Origin of the sequence: Kitasatospora sp. NPDC127035 (genome assembly GCF_042726075.1) — a bacterium.
Taxonomy (GTDB): Bacteria; Actinomycetota; Actinomycetes; order Streptomycetales; family Streptomycetaceae; genus Kitasatospora.
This window is the reverse complement of the sequence record NZ_JBHXDN010000011.1, coordinates 125,210-143,566: the sequence shown is the minus strand read 5'-3', so window position 1 is coordinate 143,566 and position 18,357 is coordinate 125,210. Positions and strand designations below refer to the sequence as shown.

Below are 18,357 nucleotides of genomic sequence, written 5' to 3'. Positions count from 1 at the left end.
TGAGCGCCGCACCGGCCGCCCGACCCGGATGACAAGGCACGCACGGCACACCGGCCCGTCTCCTGCCGGGCCGTGCGGCATATCCATGTCCTCATTATGCACGCGGTGCGTGCAACACCAAGTGCATGGGTTAGGCTGAGATTCGGCGAGAGGAGCAAGATGGCAGGCCGAAGGCGCTGGTCGACCGAAGAGATCCTGGATGCGGCGGCGGAGCTGCTGCGCACGGGCGACGCGGATTCGTTCAGCGTGCGCAAGCTGGCGGCGGCCCTCGGGACCGACTCCTCCAGCCTCTACCGGCACTTCCGCAGCAAGACCGAACTGCTGCGCGCGGTCGCCGACCGGATCCTTCTCGAGGCCATGGACGGGCACCGCCCCGAGGGTGACTGGAAGCAGCGCATCACCGCCCTGGCCCTGCGCGTGAGAGAGGCCTTCGGTCGGCAGCCCCAGCTCGCCGCGGTCTGGGGACGCTATGCGTCAGGCGGCACCGGTTCCCGGCTGGTCATGGAAGAGGTGCTGGAGGCTCTGCGCGCGTCGGGACTGCCGGACGAGGAGATCCCGGCGCGCTACCACCGGATCGCGGTCCTCATCGCCGCGTTGATCGCCTCCGAGGCCGGGGTCAGCACCGTCACCCCCGAAGAGTACGAACAGGGCATGGAGCTGTTCCGCGTCGCGGTACTCGGCGCCGACCCCGAACGCTTCCCGGCCCTGGCCCACTTCGCCCGCGACGTCCGCCCTCTCGGGGCGGACCGCCGCGCCGCGTTCGAAGAGATCCTCGCCGCCCAGCTCGCCCACATCGAGGCCGCAGTCGGCCCGAGCTAGCCCTTCCCGTCGGATCCTGCCGGGTGCACGAGGCTGGGCAGCCCCCCCGGCCTCCGGCCGGGGGAGGTGCTCCCACCTGCACGCATCGGCGAATCATCCACGTACGAGCCGGTACGAGGACGGTCCGCCGGCACGCCCGACCGGGCGCCCGGCACCGCGCTGATCCGACGAGAATCCGGCAGGGAGAGCTCCCTCCACGGCTGATTGATCCCCGAGGCCGCAAGCCGGCTGCCCGCCGGACGGGCGGGTCCCCTGGATGAACAGGCCGCGGGCGTCTGCCGGCTGCCCCGGGCCGGGTCCCGGGGCAGCCGGCCGGGCTCCGCCGCTGCTCCGTCGCCGCTCCGCCGCTGCTCCGGGCGGGTGATGGGGGGGTTGGGGTGTGGGCGTGGCGGGGGAGCAGTGGGGCTATGGACAGACCATCAGATTGTCGTATTAGCGAGGGTTTGGCCGGGCGTCACCGGAGCCGTGCGGGGCTGGCCGCCGCGGTGTGCCTGGCGGCCGTCGTGGCGGCGGGCTGCGGCGGGCCGGCCGGGGGTTCGGCGGCGCCGGAGCCCGCGGTGGCCGGGGCGGGCGCGGTGACCGGGACCGGTGCGGCGGCCGACCGGGACGGACCGCGCCCGCCCGCCGTGCCGCTGTCGCTGCCGGGGCCGGCGCGGGCGGAGGAGGAGACCAGCAGCGAGGCCGTGGCCCGCAAGGCCGCGACGGTCCGGACCGCGCTGGAGACCGCGCGCCGCTGGGGCCTGGAGCGCCCGCCGCTGGCCGCTCCGCCGCGCCCGGCCGGCCGCCCGGAGCTGCGCGCCGGGCAGGGGGTGAAGCTCGCTGAGGGCCTGCCGCCGGTGGTGTACCGGGTGCCCACCGAGCAGAAGATCGTCTTCCTCACGGTCGACGACGGTGCCGAGAAGGACCCGGAGTTCAACCGGATGGCCGCCGAACTCGGGATCCCGCTGTCGACCTTCGTCGCCGACTACCTGGCCCGCTCCGACTACGGCTACTTCCGCCAGCTCGCGGCCCAGGGTGACGCGGTGAACAACCACACGATCAACCACCGCAACCTCAAGGTCCTCGGGTACGAGACGCAGCGCGACGAGATCTGCCGCCAGCAGGACCAGCTGGAGCAGCAGATCGGCGCCCGTCCACGCCTGTTCCGGCCCCCGTACGGGGAGTACAACGAGGACACCCTGCGGGCCGCCGCCTCCTGCGGCATCGAGGCGGTGCCGCTCTGGAACGAGGAGGCGTTCCCCGACCGGATGGAGTACCGCCAGCTCGACCAGCGGCTCCACTCGGGCGACATCATCCTCACCCACTTCCGGGGCACCGACCTGTGGCCGGGCACCATGACCGACCTGCTCCGCAAGGTGGTCGACGAGGTCACCGCGCAGGGCTTCGCGCTGGCCCGGCTGGACGACTACCTGTAGCGCTGCGGGCCCGCCCGCCCCGGGGTGGGCGGTTCAGTCGAGCGAGAGGGCGTCGAGGTACACCCAGGCGCCCTCGTGCCGGACGAAGCGGCTGTGCTCGGTGAGAACCCCCTCCTCCCGGCCCTCGACGTAGTGGGCGCGGAAGGCGACCGTGCCCTCGCTGTGGAACGGCCCGCCCTCGGAGCCGGAGAGCACCTCCAGGCGCACCCAGCGCAGCCCCGCGTCGAACTCGACCGAGTCCGGCCGGGTGTCGGGGTGCCAGGTGCGCAGCAGGTAGGCCTCGTCGCGGGCGGCGAAGGCGCTGAACCGCGAGCGCATCAGGGCCTCGGCGGTGGTGGCGGCTGCCTGCCCGCGGTGCAGGAGGCCGCAGCACTCCCCGTACGTGCCGGGCAGGCCGCACGGGCAGGGGGAGGAGGGCAGCAGGCGGGGCGCGGGCGCGGCGGCGCGGGGCGCGGGGCGTCGTCGTGACATGGCGTACATTCTGGCCCCTGCCCGGGGCGGCCCCCGCCCACCCTGCTCGGGACGGCTCCCGCCCGTCGTGCCCGGAGCAGCGCCCTCCGGGGCGGACCGGGGGGCGCTCCGGGCGGACCGGCGGGCCCTCCGGGGCGGGGGTTCCGTGCGCTCCAGGGGGTGTCAGGTATCTGACAACGTGGAGGTCAGAGGCTCTGCCGGGTCGCCGGCGGAATCGCGGCCACGCCCCCTCGTCGGGTCGTTGGCGACGACCGTAGCGCCACTGGGCCGTGATGCCAAGGGTCCTGACAATCTGTCCGAAATCGCCGACGAACCGTCACACTTTCGCGCCGATGGCGAGCGCGACGGAGGTGATCTTTCCGGCATATCGAACGAGTGACGGAAATGTGCTGGTCATTCGAAGATCTTTACCCCAGCATCTCCGAGGGCACACCGCCCGTTTCCCCCCGGCCACAAGTCGGAGCAGCATCACCCCCCAGGAGAGTTGATGAGTTCGACGGGACATCCACCGCTGGACCCGGCAGCATCGCCGGCCGAGTTGTTCTCCGCTCAGGCCGAACGCACCCCCGACGCCCTCGCCGTGATCGACGGCCACCGTCGGATGACCTACCGCCAGTTAGACCTCGCCGTACAGGCGGTGGCGGACCGGCTGGCAGCCGCCGGGATCGGTCCGGAGGCCCTGGTCGGGGTCTGCCTGCCGCGAACGGCAGACCTCGTGATCACCCTGCTGGCGGTCCTGCGGGCCGGTGGCGCGTACGTGCCGCTCGACCCGGCCTACCCGCGCGACCGCCTCGAACTGGTCGTCGGCGACGCCCGGGCCTCCGTGGTGGCCACCGACCGTGCGCACGAACACCTGCTGGCCGGCGCCGGTGCCACCCTCCTCCACACCGGCGGGGACGCCCCCGACGTCCCCGCCGCCCCGGCCGTTCCCGGCCCCGCCGCTCCTTCGGCCCCCGGCCTCGCCACCCCGGCTCCGACCGGCCCCGCCGTCGACCCGGCGGACCCCGTCGCCCCCGCCGACGCGCTCGCCTACGTCCTCTACACCTCGGGCTCCACCGGCCGCCCCAAGGGCGTGTCGGTCACCCGGCGCGGCGTCAACGCCATGCTCCGCTGGGCCGCGCGGACCTACACCCCGGCCGACCTGGCCGGCGTGCTCTTCGGCACCTCGGTCTGCTTCGACATCTCGGTGTACGAGCTCTTCCTCCCGCTCGCCGTCGGCGGCACGGTCGTGGTGGCCGAGAACGTCCTCGCCCTGCCGGAGCTGCCGGCCCGCGACGAGGTGACCCTGGTCAACACCGTGCCCAGCGCCATGGCCGCGCTGCTGCGCGGCGACGGCCTTCCGGACGGCGTGCGGGTGGTCAACCTGGCCGGCGAGGCACTGCCCCGGCACCTCGCCGACAAGGTGTACGCCCAGCCCAAGGTGGAGCGGCTCTACAACCTCTACGGCCCCACCGAGGACACCGTCTACTCCACCTGGTCGCTGGTCGGCCGCCACGAGGACGGCGAGCCGGTCATCGGCCGCCCGCTCGACGGCACCCTCGCCCACGTCCTCGACGAGCGGCGGGCGGCCGTGCCGGACGGCGGCATCGGGGAGCTGTACCTCTCCGGCGAGGGCCTGGCCCGCGGGTACCACGGCCGGCCCGACCTCACCGAGGAGCGGTTCGTCACCGTCGACGGCGTGCGCTGCTACCGCACCGGCGACCTCGTGCGCCGGCTCCCCGACGGGGACCTGGAGTACCACGGCCGCGTCGACCACCAGGTGAAGGTCCGCGGCTTCCGGGTCGAGCTCGGCGAGATCGAGGCGGTGCTCGCCGCCCACCCCGCGGTCGAGGCCGCCGCCGCCGTCGTCCAGCGCGACGAGGCCGGCGAGTACCTGGCCGCCTTCGTCCAGCCCGCGCCCGGCCTCGCCGAACCGGCCCCCGCCGACCTGCGCGCCCACTGCGCCACGGCCCTGCCCGGGTACATGGTGCCGCTGGCGGTCGCCGTGCTGGAGCACCTGCCGCTCACCCCCAACGGGAAGACCGACCGCAAGGCACTGCCGCCGGCCGCCCGCAGTCGCGCGGGCCACGAGCTGTTCGTCGCACCCCGGACCCCCGTCGAGACCCGCATCGCCGGACTCTGGCAGGGCCTGCTCGGCGTGCCCGAGGTCGGCGTGCACGACGTCTTCCTCGACCTCGGCGGGCACTCGCTGCTCGCCGCCGGGCTGCTGGGCCGGATCGAGCGGGAGTTCGGCACCCGGGTGCCGCTCGCCGAATTCTTCGCCGCGCCGACCGTGGCCGCGCTGGCCGTCCGGGTCGCCAACGGCGGCGGCGGACGCCGCTCCGTCGCCCCGCCCGAACGCGAGGCCCACCTGCCGGCCCGCGCCACCGGCTTCCAGCGCGAACTCTGGCTGCACGAGTCGATCCAGCCCGGCAGCTCCCTCTACAACGTCCCGCTGCGCGTCCGGGCGGACGGCGCGCTCGACCGCGAGGCCCTCGGCCGCGCGCTGACCGAAGTGGTCCGCCGGCACGAGGTGCTGCGCACCGCGCTGCGCGGCGTCGCCGACCCGCTCGGCGAGGACGAGAACGAGGTCACCGCGGAGATCGTCGCGCCCTACCCCGTCGACGTGCCGCTGCTCGACCTCACGGGCGCCGACGACGAGGCCATCGACGCCGCGCTGCGCGCCGAGGCGGCCCGGCCGATCGACCTGACGACCGGCCGGCTGCTGCGCGCCCTCGCCGTGCGCACCGGCGAGGACCGGCACGAGCTGCTGCTCACCGTCCACCACGCGGCGATGGACGGCTGGGCCGCCGGACTGCTGCTCGACGAGATCGCCCGCGCCCACCGGGACGGCGAACTGCCCGAACCCGCCCTCCAGCTCTCCGACGTCGCCCGCTGGGAGGAGCGCGCCGTCGCGGCGGGCCGTGACGCGGCCCGGCGCTGGGGCCTGCAACTGCGCGGTCTGGACGCCGAACAGCACCTGCCGGGCGACCGCCCGCACCCCAACCCGCAGGACATCGCCGGCCGCCGGATCGCCCGCCGGATCGACGCCGACCTGGTCCGCTCCGTCGAACGCCGGGCCGCCCAGGAGGGGGCCAGCCTCTACATGGCCGTGCTGGCCGCGCTCGGCGGTGTCCTGCACCGCTACACCGGCCGCACCGACCTCGCGGTGCTCAGCCCGTTCGCCGTGCGGCCCGTCCCCGAGCTGGAGCAGGTCCTCGGCTCGCTGATCAACACCGTCGCGATCCGCCTGGAGGTGGCCGGCACCGACACCTTCCGCGACCTGGTTGCCCGGGTCCGCCCGGCGGTGCTGGAAGCCGCCGAGCACAGCGGTCACCCGTTCGTCGACCACGCGCGCCGGTTCGGCCGCTCGGCCGGGCTCACCGCCTCGCCGGTCTCCCAGGTGCTGCTCGCCGTCCAGAACCACCCGGTGGCCGCCGTCGAACTCCCCGGCCTCAGCCTGCGGTTCGTCGCCGAGGTGTGCAACGGCACCGCCAAGACCGACCTCTCGATCTTCCTGGAGTTCCCGGCCGACGGACCGCTGCTCTCCGCCGAGTACCGGACCTCCCGCTACGACGAGCGGTCCGTCCGGGCCGTGCTCGACCACCTGGTCGCCCTGCTCTCCGCCGCCGTCGCCGAACCCGACCGGCCGCTCGGCGAGCTGGCCATGCTCTCGGCCGCCGAACTCGCCGCCGACGATCCGGTCAACCGCACCGAGGCGCCGATACCCGACGCCCCGCTGCACCGGCTGGTGGCGGACCAGGCGGCCCGCACCCCCGGCACGGTCGCCGTCTCCGCCACCGACGGCGCCCTCACGTACGCCGAACTCGACGACACCGCCGACCGGTTGGCCCACCTGCTCGCCTCGCGCGGTGCCGGGCCCGGGGCCGTGGTCGCGGTCGCCGTCCGGCGCGGCCGGCTGCTGCCCGCGGCCCTGCTCGGCGTGCTGCGCAGCGGGGCCGCCTACCTGCCGCTCGACGTGGAGCAGCCGCTCGCCCGCAACCGCGGCGTCCTCGACGACGCCGGTGTCACCCTGCTGGTCGCCGAGAGCGCGACGGCGGGCGACCCGCTGCTGCACGGCCGCGAGGCCGTGCTCGTGGACGGCCCCGAGCACGCCGCCGCCCCCGCCGCGGCGCCGGCCGTCACCGTCGGCCCGGAGGACCCCGCCTACCTGCTGTACACCTCCGGCTCCACCGGCCGCCCCAAGGGCGTCGCCGTCCCGCACCGCGCGATCGTCAACTTCCTCACCTCGATGGGCCGCGAGCCGGGCCTCACCGGGCGGGACGTGATGGCCGCCGTCACCACCGTCACCTTCGACATCGCCGGTCTGGAGCTCTGGCTGCCGCTGGTCACCGGCGCCCGGGTGGAGATCGCCGACCGTGCCACCGCCACCGACGGCCACGCGCTGGCCGGCTGGCTCGGGTCCCGCGGCGTCACCCACCTGCAGGCCACCCCCGCCACCTGGCGGATGCTGCTGGAGGCCGGGTGGTCCGGCCGTCCCGGTCTGACCGCCCTGTGCGGCGGCGAGGCGCTCACCGCGGACCTCGCCGAGGCGCTGCTCCCGCGCGTCGGCGCGCTGTGGAACCTGTACGGGCCGACCGAGACCACCGTCTGGTCCACCGTCCAGCGGGTCACCCCCGAACTCGCGGCCCACGGCGGGGTGGTGGCCCTCGGCGCGCCCGTCGCCAACACCCGGCTGCACCTGCTGGACTCCGCGGGAGGCGCCGTTCCGGTCAACGGCGTCGGTGAGCTCTGCATCGCCGGCGCGGGCGTCGCCCTCGGCTACCACGGCCGTCCGGAGCTCACCGCCGAACGGTTCACCGCCGAGCCCGGCGGTCCCGAGGGCGCGCTGATGTACCGCACCGGCGACCTCGCGTGCCGCCGCGCGGACGGCCGGTTGGAGTACCACGGCCGCGCCGACGCCCAGGTGAAGCTCCGCGGCTTCCGCATCGAGCTCGGCGAGATCGAGGCCGCGCTCACCGCGATCCCCGGGGTCACCGCGGGCGCGGTCCGGCTCGTCGGGACCCCGGCGGGCCCGGTCCTCGCCGGGTACGTCGTCACCGGCGCCGAGCCCGCGGGCCGCGGGTCCGTCGACGCCGGGTCCACCCGGAGCGCGCTCACCGAGGACGAACTGCGCATCACCCTCGCCGAGCGGCTGCCCGACTACATGGTGCCCGCCGCGCTCGTCCTGCTCGACGCGCTGCCGCTGACCCCCGGCGGCAAGGTCGACCGGGCCGCGCTGCCCGCGCCACGGTTCGGCGGCGCCGGCTCCCCGCCCGAGGGCGACTGCGAGGAACTCCTCGCCGACCTCTGGCAGGAGGTGCTCGCCGTCGAACGGGTCGGCCGGCACGACGACTTCTTCGCCATCGGCGGGCACTCGCTGCTCGCCACCCGGCTGCTCACCAAGGTGCGCGACACCTTCGAGACCGAACTTCCGCTGCGCACGATCTTCGAGGCCCGCACGCTGGCCACGCTGGCCCGCCGCATCGAGGAGCGGATGCTCGCCGAGATCGACGAACTGGGCGATCTGAACGACCTCGACGACCCGACCGGCCAGAACGGCCCGGCCGGCCAGAACGGCCAGAACGGCCAGAACGGCCGGCACGACCTCGACGGCCCGACCGGCCAGAACGGCCGGAACCGCCCCGGTGCGCCCGGGGTCCCGCACGACCGCACGGCCGACGGCACCACCGGTGCCCGGACGGGGGAGACCGCATGACCGACCAGCCCACCACCGGTCCGGCCCCGGACGCCGAGGCCCGACGGCAGGAACTGCTCCGCCGCCGCCTCGCCAAGGCCAAGGCCGCCAAGGCCGCCGCCGCGGGCGGCGCCGCCGACCGCTACGCCGTCACCCCGCGCCCCGCGGGCACCCCCGTGCCGCTCTCCTCGGCCCAGCGCCGGATGTGGTTCCTGGCCCAGTACGAGCCCGACAGCGCCGCGTACCACATCCCGCTCGCCCTGCACATCGACGGTGCGCCCGACCCGGCCGTCCTCGGGGCGGCCCTCACCGACGTCCTCGCCCGGCACGAGGTGCTCCGCACCGTCTACCCGACCGTCGACGGCGAGGTCCGCCCCGAGCCGCTGCCCGCCGAGCGCCTCGCCCTCACCGTCGCCGACGTCCCCGCCGACCGGGTCGACGCCTGGCTGGAGACCGAGGCCCACCGCCCCTTCGACCTCGCCGCCGACCTGCCGCTGCGCGCCGCCCTGCTGCGCACCGGCGACGGCGCCGTGCTCAGCCTGGTGCTGCACCACATCGCCGCCGACGGCTGGTCGATCGGGGTCCTGTTCACCGACCTCGCCACCGCCTACGCGGCCCGGCGGGAGGGCCGCGCCCCGGGGTTCCCGCCGCTGCCCGTCCAGTACGCCGACATCGCGTACTGGCAGCAGACCGGGCTCGCCGCCGAACTCGACCGGCAGCAGACCTGGTGGCAGGAACGGCTGCGCGGCGCGACCGCCACCGTCACGGTGCCCCCCGACCGCCCCCGGCCGGCCGTGGCCGGGACCGCCGGCGACCGGTTCACCGCCGAGCTCGGCGTCGAGCGCACCCGCCGGATCCGGGCGCTCGCCGAACAGACCGGCACCACCGTGTACATGGTGCTGCTCGCGGCCCTGCAGACCGTCCTCGGCCGCTACACCGGCAGCGAGGACGTGACCGTCGGCACCCCGGTCGCCGGGCGCACCCGCAGCGAGACCGAGCCGCTGGTCGGCTGCTTCGTCAACACCCTGGCGATGCGCACCGACCTCTCCGGGGACCCGACGGTCCGCCGGCTGCTCGACCGGGTACGGGAGTCGGCCCTCGGCGCCTTCGGGCACCAGGACCTTCCCTTCGAGCGGCTGGTCGACGCGCTCGGCCCGGAGCGCGAACTGGCCCACACCCCGCTGTTCCAGGTCCTGCTCAACGTCCACAACCAGGCGCAGGCCCGGCCGGGGCTGCCCGGCCACGCCGTCGACTGGCGGCCGATCGGCACCGACACCGCCAAGTTCGACCTGTCGGTGGCCGTCGTCGACACCGGCGGCGAGCTGGTCGCCGACCTCGTCTGGCGCACCGAGCTGTACGACGAGCCGACCGTCCGGCGCGTCCTCGGCCACCTCACCACCGTCCTCGACGCGATGGCCGAGACCCCCGACCGCCCGCTCTCCGGTCTCCCTCTGCTCACCCCGTCCGAGCAGCGGCAGATCGCGGACTGGGACGACACCGCGCGCGACTGGGACCTCGGGGGCACCCTGCACGGCCTGGTCGAGGAGCAGGCCCGCCGCACCCCGGGCGCGCCCGCCGTCCGCGGCGCCGACGGCGTCCTCGACTACGCCGAACTCGACCACCGCGCCAATGCCCTGGCCCACCGGCTGCGCGCGCTCGGCGTCGGGCCGGACCGCCCGGTCGGGCTGCTCGTCGAGCGCTCCGCCGCGCTGGTGGTCGGCATGCTCGGCATCCTCAAGGCGGGCGGCGCCTACCTGCCGATCGACCCGGTCTACCCGGACGAGCGCATCCACGGGTTGCTCGCCGCGGCCGGGGCCGCCGCGGTCGTCACCACCGAGGACCTCCGCGACCGGCTCCCCGCCGGGATCCCGGCGGTCGTCCCGGACGGCTCGGCCACGGCCGAGGCCCCCGAGGTGGACGTCCGGCCCGAGCACCTCTGCTACCTGGTCTTCACCTCCGGCTCGACCGGCACGCCCAAGGGCGTCGCCGTCGAGCACCGCAACGTCCGCAACTACCTGCACGGCCTGCGGGAGCGGATCGGCGGTGACCAGGACGGCTGGAACTGGGCGCTGGTCTCGACGTTCGCCGCCGACCTCGGCATCACCAACGTGTTCGGCGCGCTCACCGGCGGCGGCTGCCTGCACCTGCTCACCCGCGATCAGGCGACCGATCCGGAGGCCTTCGCCGCCTACGCGGCCGAGCACCGGATCGACGCCATGAAGCTGGTCCCCAGCCACCTGGAGGGACTCGCCGCGCACGGCACCGGCCTCGGCGGGATCCTGCCCGCCCGGCTGCTGATCTGCGCGGGCGAGGCCCTACGGCCCGACCTGGTCGCCCGGATCCGCGCCGCCCGGCCGGACCTGACGCTGCACAACCACTACGGTCCCACCGAGACCACCGTCTCGATGCTCGGCGCACCCGTGCCCGCCGACCTCGGGGACTGCGCGACCGCCCCGCTCGGCCGGCCGTTCGGCAACGTGGGGGCGCACGTCCTGGACGCCCTCCGCCGTCCCGTTCCGGTGGGCGTCCCGGGCGAGCTGTACGTCTCCGGCGCCGGAGTGGCCCGAGGCTACCTCGGCCGCGACGACCTCACCGCCGAGCGCTTCACCGAGGTGGCCGGCCGCCGCTGCTACCGCACCGGCGACCTGGTCCGGCGCCGCCCCGACGGCGCCGTCGAGTTCCTGGGCCGGATCGACCACCAGGTCAAGATCCGCGGCTTCCGGGTCGAGATCGGCGAGGTCGAGGCCGAGCTGACGGCCCGGCCCGAGGTCCGCGAGGCCGTCGTCGTCGCCCGGGGCGAGGGCGCCGCCCGCACCCTGGTCGGCTACCTCGTCCCCGCCGATCCGGCCGCCGCCCCCGACCCGGGCACGCTGCGCGCGGCCCTGCGCACCCGGCTGCCCGACTACATGGTGCCGGCCGCCCTGGTCGTGCTGGCGGCCCTGCCGCTGAACGCCAACGGCAAGGTCGACCGGGCCGCGCTGCCCGAGCCGGTCGCCACCCGGCCCGTCCCGGCGGGCGGCGGTGAGCCGGCCACCGCGACGGAGCACGCGGTGGCCGCCGCCTACCGTCAGGTGCTGGTCGCCGAGGAGGTCGGTGCCGCCGACGACTTCTTCGCCCTCGGCGGTGACTCCTTCTCCGCCGTGCACGCCGTCCGGCTGATCGGCCGCGGCCTCTCGGTGATCGACCTGTTCCAGCACCCCACCGTGCGCGAACTCGCCGCGCTGCTCGACGCCCGGGCCGGCGGCACCGCCGACGAGGGCCCGCGCACCCTGCTGCACAAGCTCACCCGCGGGAACGCCCCGGCGACGGTCAACGTCGTCTGCGTCCCGTACGGCGGCGGCAGCCCGATCACCTTCCAGCCGCTCGCCGACGCACTGCCCGCCGGCCACCGCCTCTACGCCGTCGAGCTGCCCGGCCACGACCCGAGCCGCCCCGACGACGACCTGGTCGAGCTCGACGCGCTGGCCGACACCCTGACCGCACAGATCCGCGAGCGGATCGACGGTCCGGTGCTGCTCTACGGGCACTGCCTCGGCGGCGCGCTCGCCACCGCGCTCGGCTCCCGGCTGGAGGCGGCCGGCGCCGACCTGCGCGGGGTCGCGCTGGGCGGCACCTTCCCCGCCGCCCGGCTGCCGGGCCGGTTCGCGGAGTGGATGGCCCGCAGGCTCCCCGGCGACCGGATGCTCTCCAACCGCTCCTACCTCGACTACCTGCGGGCGATGGGCGGGTTCACGGACGTCTACGACCAGGCCGAACAGGACTTCCTGGTCCGGGCGCTGCGGCACGACGTCCGGCAGGCCGAGGACTTCTACACCCGCGCCTACGGGGACGCCCGCCCGGTCGCGATCGGGGCGCCGATCCTCTGCGTCGTCGGTGAGAAGGACCGGGCCACCCTCCTGTACCAGGAGCGGTACACGGAGTGGGAGCACTTCGGCGAGACCGTCGACCTCGCCGTCGTGCCCCGCGCCGGGCACTACTTCCTCAAGCACCAGGCCGGCGAACTCGCCCGCGTGCTGGTCGAGTTCGCCGCCACCGGCGCGGTCTCGGCCGCGGACCGGGCCGACGCCCGGCGGCCGGCGGCCCGCGCCGAACTCGCCACCTTCGCCAAGGTGGCGATCGGCCAGTTCGTCTCGATGATCGGCACCAGCCTCTCCACCTTCGCGCTCGGCGTCTGGGTCTACCAGCAGACCGGCTCGGCCTTCGACTTCGCGATGATCGCGGTGGTCGCGGTGCTGCCTGCGGTCCTGCTGCTGCCGATCGCCGGTGCGCTCGCCGACCGGGTGGACCGCCGCCGCATCATGATCGTCACCGACACCGTGGCCGCCGCCGGCATGCTCGGCCTCGGCGCGCTGCTCTGGGCCGACCTCCTCCAGGTCTGGCACATCTACGCGGTCGCCTGCACCGGGGCCGTCTGCTCGGCCTTCCAGCGCCCCGCCTACCTGGCCGCGATCACCCAGCTGGTACCCAAGCGCTACCTGGGCCAGGCGAACGGCCTCGCCCAGCTCGGCACGGGCGCCGGCGACATGATGGCCGTCCTGGGCGGCGGCGTGCTGGTCTCGCTGATCGGCCTGCACGGGGTGGTGCTGTTCGACATGGCCACCTTCCTCACCGGCGTCACCTGCCTGCTGCTGGTGCGCTTCCCGGACGCGATGTTCGACCGGCAGGAGGAGCCGCTGCTCCGCGAGGTGGTGACCGGCTGGCGGTACATCGTGCGCCGGCACAGCCTGGTCGCGATGGTGGTCTTCTTCGTGGTGTTCAACTACCTGTTCGCCGTCGCCACCGTGCTCATCACCCCGATGGTGCTGGCGGGCGGCTCGGCGGTCCAGCTCGGCGTGATCACCGCGCTCGGCGGGCTCGGGGCGATGACCGGCGCCCTGGTCATGGCCCTCTGGGGCGGCACCCGCAGACGCACGTTCGGCATGATCGGCTTCACCTCGGTGGTCGGTCTCGCCGCCGTCCTGACCGGCAGCCGTCCCGAGGCCGCGCTCACCGCCTGCGGGCTCTTCGTCCTCTGGGCCGCGATGATGATCCTCAACTCGCACTGGATGGCGCTGATCCAGACCAAGGTCGGGATGGAGCTCCAGGGCCGTGTCCTGGCCACCAACCAGATGCTCGCGATGTCGATGATGCCGCTCGGCTTCCTCACCGCGGGGCCGCTCTCGGACCACGTCTTCGAGCCGCTGATGCGCCCCGGCGGCGCGCTCGCCGACTCGGTGGGCCTGGTCCTCGGCACCGGACCGGGCCGCGGGGCGGGACTGCTGCTCGTCGTGGTCGGCCTGGTGCTCACGGTCTGGGGCGTGCTGGGACTGGCCTACCGGCCGCTGCGGCTGCTGGAGGACCTCCTCCCGGACGCGCTGCCGGACGCCGAGATCGGCGACAAGGACGCCATCCAGGCCGAGGCCGACCGCCGGCTCGCCCAGACCGAGGCGGCCCGGGCCGGGCGCACCGGCCGCACCGGGCGTCTCACCGGTGCCCGGGTACCGAGACCGGCCGGTGCCCCCGAGCCGGTCGAGGACGATCCGGCCGACCGGGTCCCCGCCTCCACGGCCCGCCGCTAGCGGCCACCGGGCCGGCCCCCCGGGCCGACCGGCGGCCTCACCCCGGCGGACGCGCCCGCTCCCGAAGGAGGCTCCCCTTCCCGGAAGGCGCGTTCCCGGAAGACGCCCCCGCCCTCCCGCTGCGACGAGCGGGAGGACGGGGGCGTCCGCGTGGCGCCTACTTCGCGCGCGTGAAGGAGTAGTTGAACTCCGCCGTGCCGAAGGACTGCATCAGCCGGATCCAGAACGGCATGGTCATCTCCAGCGCCCGGGCCCCCGCGATGTCCCCGAGGTCGATCACCGAGCCCGCCGGCCAGCCGAACTCCGCCAGCACCGCCACGACCTCGGCTTTGGCGTCGGCGTCGTCCCCGGCCACGAAGACGTTGTGCTCGCCCGGCAGCCGGGCCGGGTCCACCATCAGCGGCGCGGTCAGGGTGTTGAGCGCCTTCACCACCCTGGTCCGCGGGAACTCCCGCTGGATCCGCTCGCCGACACTGTCGGTGTTGACCGGGTCCAGCGTCACCGCGCCCTCGGGGGAGAACACCAGCGGGTTGGAGAGGTCGATCAGGACCTTCCCCGCCAGCCGGTCCGCACCCGCCGCCCGCAGCGCGTCCAGCGACACCGTCCCGGCGGTCGCGTTCACCACCACCTCGCCGAACTCCGCGGCGTCCGCGAACGTGCCGGCGTGCCCGGTCGGCCCGGCCTGCTCGGCCCAGGCCACCGCGTTCTCGTTCCCCCGGGAACGCGAACCGATCGTCACCTCGTGACCGAGTGCCACCAGCTTGTCCGCAATCGTCCGGCCCACCCCACCGGTACCCATGACCCCGTACCGCACAACCGCACCACCCGTCACTCGGAAACCTGCCGCGACGAACATAGAGCAGCCCGCCCGGCCTGTCCGGTGAACGCCGCGAACGGCCGACCGCCGAGTGGACCACCTCCGCTGGTGGCCCCACCCGCCCCGCCGAACCATGGGCGCCATGAACCGAACCACCCACCCGTGCCGGACCGCCCTCCGGGGCCCGACACCGCCCCGCCGCCCGGGCACCCGCCGCCTGCCGCGCGCCGCGGCCGTGCTCACCGGCCTCGCCCTGCTCGCCCCGGCCGCCGCAGGCACCGCCCGGGCCGACGTCAGCACCGTCTCCTTCTCCGCCGACCGCACCGCCTGGGACCGCGACGAACCCGCGCTGAGCCCCGCCGAGGTCGGCAAGTCCGACTTCGGCGTCCGCTTCTCCACTCCGCTCGACGGCCAGGTCTTCGCCCAGCCCCTGGTCATCGGCCCGACCGTCGTCGTCGCGACCGAGACCAACCACGTCTACGGCATCGCCGCAGGCACCGGGAAGATCACCTGGCACCGGGAGATGGGCCCCGCCTGGGCCTCGGCGGCCATCGGCTGCTCCGACCCCGGCCCCAACGTCGGCACCACCTCCACCCCCGTCCACGACCCCGCCACCGGCACCGTCTACCTCACCAGCAAGGTCGACGACGGCCCCGACGACAAGCACCCGCACTACTACGTGCACGCCGTCGACGCCCAGACCGGGGCCGAACGCAGCGGCTGGCCCGTCACCGTCCAGGGTGACCCGGTCAACGCGCCCGGCAAGCCGTTCAACGCCTACCGCTCCCTCCAGCGCCCGGGGCTGCTCCTCCTCGACGGCCGGCTCTACTTCGGCTTCGGCTCGCTCTGCGGCATCGGCGACTACATCGGCACGCTGGCCGGCCTCGACACCCGGACCCGCAAGCTCACCCTGTTCTCCACCGTCGCGGGCTCCGACACCCAGCGCGCCTCGATCTGGATGGCCGGCAGCGGCCTCGTCTCGGACGGCCCCGGCCGGTTCTTCCTCACCACCGCCAACGGCCAGGGCTCCGGCGCCTCGCCGGCCGTGGGCCCGGGCAACCGGCCGCCCGGCGGCCTCGGCGAGTCGGTGGTCCGCTTCGCCGTCGACGCGGACGGCGGCTTCGCGCCCGCCGACTTCTTCAGCCCCACCAACAACGCCACCCTCGACAAGCGCGACACCGACCTCGGCTCCGGCGGCCCGGTCGCCCTGCCGTCCTCCTTCGGCACCCCCACCCACCCCCGCCTGCTCGTCCAGGTCGGCAAGGACGGCCGGATCTTCCTGCTCGACCGCGACGACCTGGGCGGCATGGGCCAGGGCCCCGGCGGGACCGACAGGGTGGTCGGGCTCACCGGCCCCTACGGCGGTGTCTGGGGCCACCCGGCGGTCTGGGGCGGCGACGGCGGCTACGTCTACACGGTCGAGAACTTCGGCAAGCTGCGCGCCCTCAAGTACTCGGTCACGGCCGCCGGCAGCCCGCAGCTCAGCAGCGCCGGCACCAGCGCCGGGGACTTCCTGAAGATGTCCGGCTCGCCCGTGGTCACCTCGGACGGCACCCGCTCCGGCTCGGCCCTGGTCTGGGTGATCTGGTCCGGCACCGGCCAGTACGGTGAGGGCGGCGAACTGCGCGCCTACGACCCCGTCCCGGTCGACGGCGTCCTCAAGCTGCGCCGCTCCTTCCCGCTCGGCACGGTCAGCAAGTTCTCCGTCCCGGCTACCGACAAGGGACGGATCTACGTCGGCACCAAGGACCACCGCCTGGTCGCCCTCGGACGCCCGGGCGCCTTCGCCTGAGCGGTGGCCGTTGCCCCGCGTCCGCCCGGCCTCACGTGCCGGGCCTGACGGAGAACAGCACGGCCACCGCCGCCACCAGTGCGGCGCCCGGCGCCAGGCCCGCCCACAGGCGGGCCCGGCGCACCAGGTAGGCCAGCGGCCACTGGACCGCCAGCAGCACCACGGTCGTGAGCAGCAGACGGTCCGACAGGGCCAGTCCCGCGTAGGTCTCCGGGCAGGATCCGGGCTCGAAGCACGGGTCGGTCGTCATCTCCGCCACCCCGCGCAGGGGCAGCGCGAACAGCAGGCACGCTCCCGTCACCAGCGTCGAGCGCACCGGCACCAGCCACCACCCGGTCCGCTCCCGGCCCGCGATTCTCCTCATGGCCGGATCCTGCCCGGCCGCACCGCCGCCCCGTCAGCGCACGGGTACTCAGTTCCCGTGCGCGATGGTACTCAGAGCCGGGCGGTGACCGTCTTCGGGCGCCGGTACTCCTGGAGGGCGAGGACGGAGAGGTCGGTGCCGTGGCCGGAGGCGCCGCGACCGCCGTGGGGGAGTTCGGCGGTCTGGACGAGGTGGCAGTTGATCCAGGTCTCGCCTGCGTCCAGGCGGGCCGTGAGGTCGAGGGCGGTGGGGAGGTCGCGCGTCCAGACGCTCGCCCCGAGGGCGTGCGGGACGGAGTTGGCGAGGGCGAGCGCGGCCTCGACGGTGGGGGCGTGCTGGACGGTGAGCAGCGGGCCGAAGACCTCCTCCAGGACGGCGGGGTCGTCGTCCGGGAGGTCGGCGAGCAGGCGGGCCGGGCGCCAGAGGCCGTCGGTCCGGCCGGGTGCGGCGGGCGAGCGCTTGGCGGCGGACGCGGCGACGATGCGGTCGTAGCGGGCGGCCTGGTCGGGGTTGTTGAGCGGGCCGAAGTCCCGGCCGGCCCGCCGCTCGGCGAACGCGGCGGTGAGCGCGGCGAGGACGTGTTCGTAGTGGTCGGACAGGGTGATCACCCGGGCGGGGGCGGCGCAGCTCTGGCCGGCGTTGTAGGTGCACGCCTCGGCGAGCGCGGACCAGGTGTGCGCGGGGGCGTCGGGCAGGACGAGGACGGGGCTGTTGCCACCGAGTTCCAGGCTGACCCGGCGGTGACCGGCCCGGGCGGTGACGTCGGCGCCGGCGGCGGCGCTGCCGGTGAAGGCGATCAGGTCGACGTCGCCGGCGACCAGCAGCCGTCCGGTGTCCCGGTCGCCGGGCAGGACGGTGAGCACGTCCTCGCCGAGCGCCTCGGCGGCGTGGGCGGCGAGCAGGGCGGCCGACTCGGTGGTGGTCTCGGCCGGTTTGACCACGACGGTGTTGCCCGCGGCCAGCGCCGGGGCGCCCCGCCAGGCGGCCATCAGCAGCGGGTAGTTCCACGGGACGACGGCGGCGACCACGCCGACCGGCTCCCAGCGCACCCAGCTCTCGTGGCCCGGGAGGTAGCGGCCGGCGGCGGGCGCGCTGTCGGTCCGGGCGGCGCCCGCGTAGAACCGGAACAGGTCGGCGGCCTGCAGGATCTCGCCGGTCGCCTCCGCCTCGGGCTTGCCGGTGCCGGCTTGCTCCAGCACGGTGTACTCGGTGAGGTGCCGTTCGACGAGGTCGGCGAGCGCGTCCAGGCGGCGCTCGCGCTCGCGCGGGGTGAGCGCGCGCCAGCGCGCCCCGGCGGCGCGGGCCCGGGCGACGGTCTCGGTGACCCTCCCGGCGCGGGCGGGCACCAGGGTGCCGCGGGGGTGGCCGGTGCGCGGGTCGGTCAGGTGGATCGAGGGTTCGGTGGACGGTTCCATGGGTGGGCCTCCCGGGCCGGGGCAGCAGG

9 protein-coding genes are annotated in these 18,357 nt (G+C 75.2%); 5 read left to right on the top strand and 4 right to left on the bottom strand.

Going from position 1 to position 18,357, the window contains the following annotated elements; genetic code table 11:
* Positions 1-159: 159 nt before the first annotated feature.
* Both ACFWIC_RS10155 and ACFWIC_RS10150 read left to right on the top strand, forming a co-directional pair.
* On the top strand, positions 160-819 hold the full coding sequence (locus ACFWIC_RS10155) for a TetR/AcrR family transcriptional regulator (RefSeq protein WP_380361913.1): 660 nt from the start codon (positions 160-162) through the stop codon (positions 817-819).
* A gap of 443 nt (positions 820-1,262) precedes the next feature.
* Positions 1,263-2,234, top strand: coding sequence for a polysaccharide deacetylase family protein (locus ACFWIC_RS10150; protein WP_380517514.1), 972 nt, complete (start codon positions 1,263-1,265; stop codon positions 2,232-2,234).
* A gap of 33 nt (positions 2,235-2,267) precedes the next feature.
* Here the strand turns inward: ACFWIC_RS10150 and ACFWIC_RS10145 are convergent, their stop codons facing one another.
* Entirely contained in the window at positions 2,268-2,705 is a 438-nt protein-coding gene (locus ACFWIC_RS10145; protein WP_329951756.1) for a YchJ family metal-binding protein, read from the bottom strand.
* Positions 2,706-3,192: 487 nt separating this feature from the next.
* Here ACFWIC_RS10145 and ACFWIC_RS10140 point away from each other — a divergent pair, with 487 nt between their 5' ends.
* Positions 3,193-8,403: an amino acid adenylation domain-containing protein gene (locus ACFWIC_RS10140; RefSeq protein WP_380517511.1), complete on the top strand. Its 5,211-nt coding sequence runs from the start codon at positions 3,193-3,195 to the stop codon at positions 8,401-8,403.
* Positions 8,400-13,940, top strand: coding sequence for an amino acid adenylation domain-containing protein (locus ACFWIC_RS10135; RefSeq protein ID WP_380517508.1), 5,541 nt, complete (start codon positions 8,400-8,402; stop codon positions 13,938-13,940). The genes ACFWIC_RS10140 and ACFWIC_RS10135 overlap by 4 nt, the downstream gene beginning before the upstream one ends.
* Positions 13,941-14,097: 157 nt before the next feature.
* On the opposite strand, the gene ACFWIC_RS10130 is transcribed toward ACFWIC_RS10135, so the two are convergent.
* Entirely contained in the window at positions 14,098-14,739 is a 642-nt protein-coding gene (locus ACFWIC_RS10130) for an NAD(P)-binding domain-containing protein (RefSeq protein ID WP_355404538.1), read from the bottom strand.
* 160 nt (positions 14,740-14,899) lie between these two features.
* Here ACFWIC_RS10130 and ACFWIC_RS10125 point away from each other — a divergent pair, with 160 nt between their 5' ends.
* Positions 14,900-16,549: a PQQ-binding-like beta-propeller repeat protein gene (locus tag ACFWIC_RS10125; protein ID WP_380517505.1), complete on the top strand. Its 1,650-nt coding sequence runs from the start codon at positions 14,900-14,902 to the stop codon at positions 16,547-16,549.
* 31 nt (positions 16,550-16,580) lie between these two features.
* On the opposite strand, the gene ACFWIC_RS10120 is transcribed toward ACFWIC_RS10125, so the two are convergent.
* Positions 16,581-16,913 (bottom strand): hypothetical protein, encoded by a 333-nt coding sequence (locus ACFWIC_RS10120; protein WP_380517502.1) that lies wholly within the window; start codon positions 16,911-16,913, stop codon positions 16,581-16,583.
* Positions 16,914-16,984: 71 nt separating this feature from the next.
* The gene (locus tag ACFWIC_RS10115; protein ID WP_380517499.1) at positions 16,985-18,328 is read right to left on the bottom strand and encodes an aldehyde dehydrogenase family protein; all 1,344 of its coding nucleotides are present in this window, start codon (positions 18,326-18,328) and stop codon (positions 16,985-16,987) included.
* Positions 18,329-18,357 lie beyond the last annotated feature (29 nt).